Source organism: Gordonia asplenii, from assembly GCF_012933505.1.
GTDB lineage: Bacteria > Actinomycetota > Actinomycetes > Mycobacteriales > Mycobacteriaceae > Gordonia > Gordonia asplenii.
The window spans coordinates 1-6,469 of record NZ_JABBNB010000062.1 but is presented as its reverse complement, the minus strand read 5'-3'; the positions used below and the strand labels follow the sequence as shown (position 1 = coordinate 6,469).

Below are 6,469 nucleotides of genomic sequence, written 5' to 3'. Positions count from 1 at the left end.
CTAAGACCTCTCAGTTTCAAGACTTCACGATGCGCCCGAATCAGCCAGCTGCACGGGTTACAGCAAAGGATCGCAACCAGTGTCCGACATGAGGTATCGACCGTTCGGGCCAATCTGCCCCATGCTGAGCTAGCTGTTTCACGGCGAACAGCAAACGCCTGTTGACGATCGCAGCGCCCGCGGGCGTAGTATCCGCGCTGGTGCCGCGCAACCCCACTACCGAAACGTAACTGCGCGCCGCGCATCGCGCGGCGACTATCACCCGACTGACGACTGCTGGCATGGTGCAACCATTGTCACCGAGTCGAATTCTTCCGGGCGGCTGTACTCACCGCCGACTCATTGCGCGCCGAGTCTCCATCGGAAGCCCCGAACCGGTCACCACTGCCGCTGTGAACGACCTCGAAAACGGCGGAGCCGTTCGCTCGTTCCAGACTGCGGTTCGCGACCAGGCGTCGCGCACTCAGCTTTTTCAAAGTCCCTGCTCATTGGGCATTTACACATTACCTATTGTGTTATATGTTTTACCGCGTGAACCAGATCACAGACTCGACCGCGATCAAGATGCGCAACGTGGTGAAGTCCTTCGGCGACGTCACCGCAGTCAACGGACTCGACCTCGACATTCGCTCGGGTGAGTTCTTCTCCATGCTCGGACCATCGGGATCGGGCAAGACAACGGTCCTGCGGCTGATCGGCGGCTTCGACCTGCCGACGTCGGGGACGATCGAGCTCGCGGGCGTCGACGTCACGTACAAGGCGCCATTCGAACGCGATGTGAACACGGTGTTCCAGGACTACGCCCTGTTCCCGCACATGTCCCTGCTCGACAACGTGGCCTACGGGCTTCGGGTGCGTGGCGTCGGCAAGAAGGAGCGACGTGAGCGTGCTGAGGAAGCGCTCAACCGGGTGGAGTTGCGGGCCATGCACAGTCGCAAACCCGACCAGCTCTCCGGCGGTCAACGCCAGCGCGTCGCCATCGCACGCGCACTCGTCGTCAACCCCAAGGTGCTGTTGCTCGACGAACCACTCGGCGCGCTCGACCTCAAGCTGCGTCAGCAGATGCAGATCGAGCTCAAGGAGCTTCAGCGTTCCCTCGCAATCACTTTCGTCTTCGTCACGCACGATCAGGAAGAGGCGCTCACCATGAGCGACCGAATCGGCGTGTTCAACGACGGCGCGCTGGTGCAGCTCGGCACGCCGCGCGAGATCTACCAGAACCCCAATGGGGTGTTCGTGGCGAACTTCGTCGGGACGTCGAATGTCTTCCACGCCGACGTCGCGAACGAAATCTACAGCCGCACAGACAGTTTCAGTCTCCGTCCGGAACACCTCCGCGTCGGCGACGCGGCGGCACCGCGAAGTGTTCGGGGCACCGTGACGGCGGTGGTGTATCTCGGTGCGGCGACACACATTCGAGTCCGCCTCGACGACGGCGCCGACGTCGTCGTGCTCAGCGACTCGGCACGCAACCGTACCGCTGATCCGAGTATCGGCGATCCCATCACGGTGAGCTGGGACGACGCCGACGTCGTCTGGTTGTCCGGTGCCGCAGCGTAACTCGTTGCCGCACAGCACTTCAGCAATTTCAGAAGATCGAAGGCAGAGAGGGAATCACCCATGACGAAGATCAGTACGCGCGCGCGGGTCGCCGCGGCGCTGTGCGCGGCGGCGACGTTGACGCTCGCCGCCTGTGGCACCAGCACGACGGACAAGAACGCCAACCAGGCGTTGACATCGCTCGGCCCCTCCGAGGGGCAGGTCTCGATCCTCGCGTGGCCGGGATATGTCGAGGACGGCAGCAACGACCCGAAGGTCAACTGGGTCAGCGACTTCGAGAAGCAGAGCGGCTGCAAGGTGGAGGCCAAGACGTTCGGCACCTCCGACGAGGCCGTCACGCTGATGCGCTCGGGCCAGTACGACGTGGTCTCGGCGTCGGGCGACGCGTCGCTGCGGCTGATCGAAGGTGGCGCGGTCGATCCGATCAACACCTCCCTCATCCCGAACTACGCCGACATCTACCCGTTCCTCAAGGACAAGGCGTGGAACACCGTCGACGGCAAGAACTATGGCGTTCCGCACGGGTGGGGCGCCAACCTGCTGATGTACCGCACCGACGTCGTGAAGCCCGCGCCGACGTCGTGGAGCCCGGTCTTCGACGGCGCGTCGCAGTACAAGGGCAAGGTGACGGCCTACGACTCGCCGATCTACATCGCCGACGCCGCCGTCTACCTGATGGCGCACAAGCCCGAGCTCGGTATCAAGAACCCGTATGCGTTGGACGACAAGCAGTTTCAGGCTGCTGTCGATCTGCTCAAGCAGCAGCGGCAGAACGTCGGCGAGTACTGGAGTGATGTCGTGAAGGAGGTGCAGGCATTCGGCAACGGATCGAGCGTCGTCGGCACCACCTGGCAGGTCGGCGCGAATACCGCCGAGGCCAACAAGACTCCGGTCGGCACGGTCCTGCCGTCGGAAGGCGCCACCGGCTGGTCGGACACCTGGATGGTCAGCTCCAAGTCGAAGAACAAGAACTGCGCCTACAAGTGGCTCGATTACATCGTCAGCCCCAAGGCGAACGCACAGGTCGCCGAGTACTTCGGTGAGTCGCCCGCCAACCCCAAGGCGTGCGCGGAGATGACCGACAAGCAGCACTGCACCACCTACCACTCCGGTGATGCCGCGTACGCGTCGAAGATCTGGTACTGGACCACGCCGATCGCCAAGTGCCTCGACGGCCGTACCGACGTCAAGTGCAAGGACTACTCGCAGTGGACCAACGCCTGGACGGAAATCAAGGGCTAGCGCGCCCGCACTGAACTCCGGGTCCGGCGTCGCGACCCCCCGACCCGACGCCGGACCCGGTCCCACCTCCTGGAGAAAGAAGAAGGCGTGACAAGCCAAACCGCCTCGCAGACAAGTGAACTCGACGCAGCGTCGTCGTCGCACCAACTGTCGGCGCTGCTCTACCGTCGGCCGATGCTCCGGCTCGCGGGGCTGCTGACTGCGCCGGCGGCGTGGCTGATCGTCGTCTACATCGTGGCGCTGGCGATGCTGTTGGTGACCGCGCTGTGGACGGTCGACACATTCACCGGCGCGATCACACAGTCGTGGAATCTCGACAACATCACCACCGTCCTGACCGAGAAGGTCTATCAGACCATCGCCATCCGTACCGTCGCCGTCGCCGTCGCGGTCACCGTGATCGACGTCGTGCTCGCGTTGCCGATCGCCTTCTTCATCGCCAAGATCGCCCCGCGGCGCTGGCACAAGATCCTGGTCGCCGCGGTGCTGATGCCGCTGTGGGCCAGCTACCTGGTGAAGGTGTACGCATGGCGCAACATCATGTCCGACGGAGGGTTCTTCGATTGGCTCGCAAAGCCTTTCGGCCTGTCGTCACCGGGCTACAGTCTGACCGCGGTGATCATCACCCTCGCCTACCTGTGGCTGCCGTACATGATTCTGCCGGTGCACGCGGGCTTCGAACAGATCCCGTCGTCGCTGCTGGAAGCCTCCGGCGATCTCGGCGCCAAGCCGTGGACCACGATCCGACTGGTGATCCTGCCGCTGCTCAAGCCGGCCATCATCGCGGGCACGATCTTCACCTTCTCGCTGTCGTTGGGTGACTACATCACCGCCCAAATCGTCGGCGGCACAACGCAGATGCTCGGCAACGTGGTGTACGCCAACATCGGTGCGGCCAACAACCTGCCGCTCGCGGCGGCCGTTTCACTGATTCCGATCGTCATCATCGCGGCCTACCTGCTTCTGGTTCGACGCACCGGCGCGCTCAAGCACACCTAAGGAGACCAGTCGATGAGACTCTCGCAAGCGTCGCGGTGGACGATGGGCGTCATCACCGCAATCGTTCTCGCCTTCATCTATGTGCCGCTATTGCTGGTGCTGATCAATTCATTCAACTCCGACCGTGCATTCGGTTGGCCGCCAAAGGGATTCACCTTCGAATGGTGGAGCCGGGCGGCGCAGAACGAAGGTGTGCGCGCCGCGTTGGCGACATCGGTCGAAGTGGCGATCGTCGCGACGGCGGTGTCGCTGGTGCTCGGTACGATGCTGGCACTCGCGCTGCAGCGCTACAGCTTCTTCGGCAAGCAGACCATCAACATGCTGGCGATCCTGCCGATCGCTCTGCCCGGCATCATCACCGGTATCGCGCTGAACAACTTCTTCACCACCATCATGGGGTTGTCGTTGAGCCTGTGGACGGTGATCATCGCGCACGCGACGTTCTGCATGGTGACCGTTCTGAACAACACCCAGGCGCGACTGCAGCAGATGAACAGCCGTCTCGAAGAGGCCTCCGCCGACCTCGGCGCCGGCGTGTTCCGGACCTTCTGGTCGGTGACCTTCCCGCAGATGCGCTCGGCGCTGTTGGCCGGCGGGCTGCTGTCGTTCGCGCTGAGCTTCGACGAGATCATCGTCACGACATTCACCATCGGGGCGTCGGATCAGACACTGCCGGTGTGGATCCTGCAGAATCTGTTCCGGCCGAACCAGGCGCCGATCGTCAATGTGGTGGCGGTGTTCCTGATCGTCGTGTCGATCATTCCGATCTGGCTGGCCCAGCGGCTGTCCGACAACTCTTCGCTGGGCCGCTGACCGCGCATGCACCTCAGTAGAGTGGTTGTGTGACCCGCGAAGGAGGGGTGAATGTCGGCGTCGCCTATTCAGCCGTCGCGCAGCGCCGCAGCGGTGTTCACGCCGCTGCGCCAACGCGGACTGGTCGAGGAGATCAGTGCCCGCGTCGAGGCCGCGGTCGACACGGGACTCCTGATCGCCGGCCAACGGCTTCCCAATGAAGCGGAACTCGCTGCGGCGCTGGGTGTTTCCGTGGTCACCACCCGGGAGGCGTTGGCGCGCTTGCGGGCTCGCGACGTCGTGGTCACCACTCGTGGGCGCAATGGCGGCAGCTTCATCGCCGACGGCGCGCGCGGCTCGCTCGATCGGGCGCGGGAACGGTTGCGGCGGTTGACGAAAGTGGAACTGTCCGACATCGGCCTGCATTACGAGGCCATCGGATCCACGGCGGCCCGCGTCGCCGCGCGTCGGGCCAGCGCGACCGATCTGGTCGGGATCCGGTCATTTCTGCGTACTGAGTCCGACGACCCGGCGGACTGGCGGCTCGTCGACTCCGAGTTCGTTCTCGAAGTCGCCGCCGTCGCGCGGACCGCCCGACTGACCCGGGCGCTGCTCGAGCTGCAAGCGGAGATCGGAACCATCGCCCTACTGCCCTACGTGAATCGTGACTTTCGCGAACAATCGGTCATTTCCCGGGAAAGTGTCGCGGCGGCGATAGAATCGCACGACGCTGACGCAGCGGATCGTGCGATGCGGGGATTGATCGCCATCGTCGTCGACGATCTGTTGATTCAGCGGGCCGAATACGCATGACTCGACCGTCCACGGTGTGCCCACGGGAGACCACGATGTCCGCCACAACTGAAACAGGCCTGGAGCCGATCAACGTCTTCTTGACCACCGTCGAGGGGCGGATCGCGCAGTGGGCGCTCGACGTCGGGCGCGCGTTCGACGCCCACGCGCACAAACTCACCGGTGCGGCGATCGATCGGACCATCCGGCCCGTCGTCGCAGATATGCTGTCCGACAGTGATATTCGGCTCGCCGGAGCCGGATTCATCGCGAACGTGGGACTGTTGGCGCCGGACCGCAGCTTCATCGCGTGGTGGCAGGGCGACGACATGGAACGCGTCGACGCCCTGGCGAACGTCAGCACGACGTCGCAGTCGCGCTACCTCGACGCCGAATGGTTCCGCACGCCGCTCGCGACGGGAAAGCTGGCGATCACCGGACCGTATATCGACCTGCTGTGCACCGACGAGTTCGTGCTGACCTTCACGGTGCCCGTCTACTGGCGCGGTGAGCCCTCGATCGCCGGAATCGTCGGGCTGGATGTGACCGTGGCGACGCTCGAGCGAGTCAGCGCCGACGCCCTGCGCTCGGTCGGGCCCAGCGCGGCGATCGTCAACGCGGAGGGGCGCATCGTCGTATCGGCATCGCCCCGCTGCAGCAGCGGAGACTTCGCCGACATCGACCCCACGGCGCGGAGCCGGACGGTGGGATCGGTGTTGCGGGTGGTGGAGGAGACTTAGGGGGCGGTGCACCGTGCGCGCTGGTTTCAGCACTCCGCCCGCTGGTTTCAGCAACCGGAGCACGCTGCCCGCTGGTCTCAGCAACCGGCACTCCGCCCGCTGGTTGAGCCGGGCCGGAGCGATAGCGCAGGCCCGTGTCGAAACCCCGAGAGACGAGTGACCGAACCGAACCCCGTGAAACAGTTGACAATTCGGCTCGGCGGGTTTCGACTCGCTGCGCTCGCTCAACCAGCGGAGTTGGTCGGCGGGTTTCGACTCGCTGCGCTCGCTCAACCAGCGGGGTGGGGGGTGCTCCGCTCGCTCAACCAGCGAGGTTGGTTGGCGGGTTTCGACTCGCTGCGCTC

General features: G+C 64.4%; 6 protein-coding genes. All 6 read left to right on the top strand.

All coding sequences use genetic code 11. The annotated features are described in order from the left end of the window. The first annotated feature begins 531 nt into the window (after positions 1-531). The 6 genes from HH308_RS29145 to HH308_RS29120 all read left to right on the top strand — a co-directional run bounded on the left by HH308_RS29145 (position 532) and on the right by HH308_RS29120 (position 6,125). Entirely contained in the window at positions 532-1,560 is a 1,029-nt protein-coding gene (locus HH308_RS29145; RefSeq protein ID WP_312870894.1) for an ABC transporter ATP-binding protein, read from the top strand. Positions 1,561-1,620: 60 nt separating this feature from the next. Beyond that, positions 1,621-2,802, top strand: coding sequence for an ABC transporter substrate-binding protein (locus HH308_RS29140; protein WP_170197795.1), 1,182 nt, complete (start codon positions 1,621-1,623; stop codon positions 2,800-2,802). An 87-nt stretch (positions 2,803-2,889) separates the two neighbouring features. Continuing rightward, positions 2,890-3,801 (top strand): ABC transporter permease, encoded by a 912-nt coding sequence (locus HH308_RS29135; protein ID WP_312870893.1) that lies wholly within the window; start codon positions 2,890-2,892, stop codon positions 3,799-3,801. Positions 3,802-3,813: 12 nt separating this feature from the next. Continuing rightward, entirely contained in the window at positions 3,814-4,614 is an 801-nt protein-coding gene (locus tag HH308_RS29130; RefSeq protein ID WP_170197794.1) for an ABC transporter permease, read from the top strand. Positions 4,615-4,665: 51 nt separating this feature from the next. Then, the gene (locus HH308_RS29125) at positions 4,666-5,406 is read left to right on the top strand and encodes a FadR/GntR family transcriptional regulator (RefSeq protein WP_170197793.1); all 741 of its coding nucleotides are present in this window, start codon (positions 4,666-4,668) and stop codon (positions 5,404-5,406) included. Between the two features lie 35 nt (positions 5,407-5,441). Continuing rightward, positions 5,442-6,125, top strand: a complete 684-nt coding sequence (locus HH308_RS29120) for a cache domain-containing protein (protein WP_170197792.1) — start codon at positions 5,442-5,444, stop codon at positions 6,123-6,125. Positions 6,126-6,469: the final 344 nt, after the last annotated feature.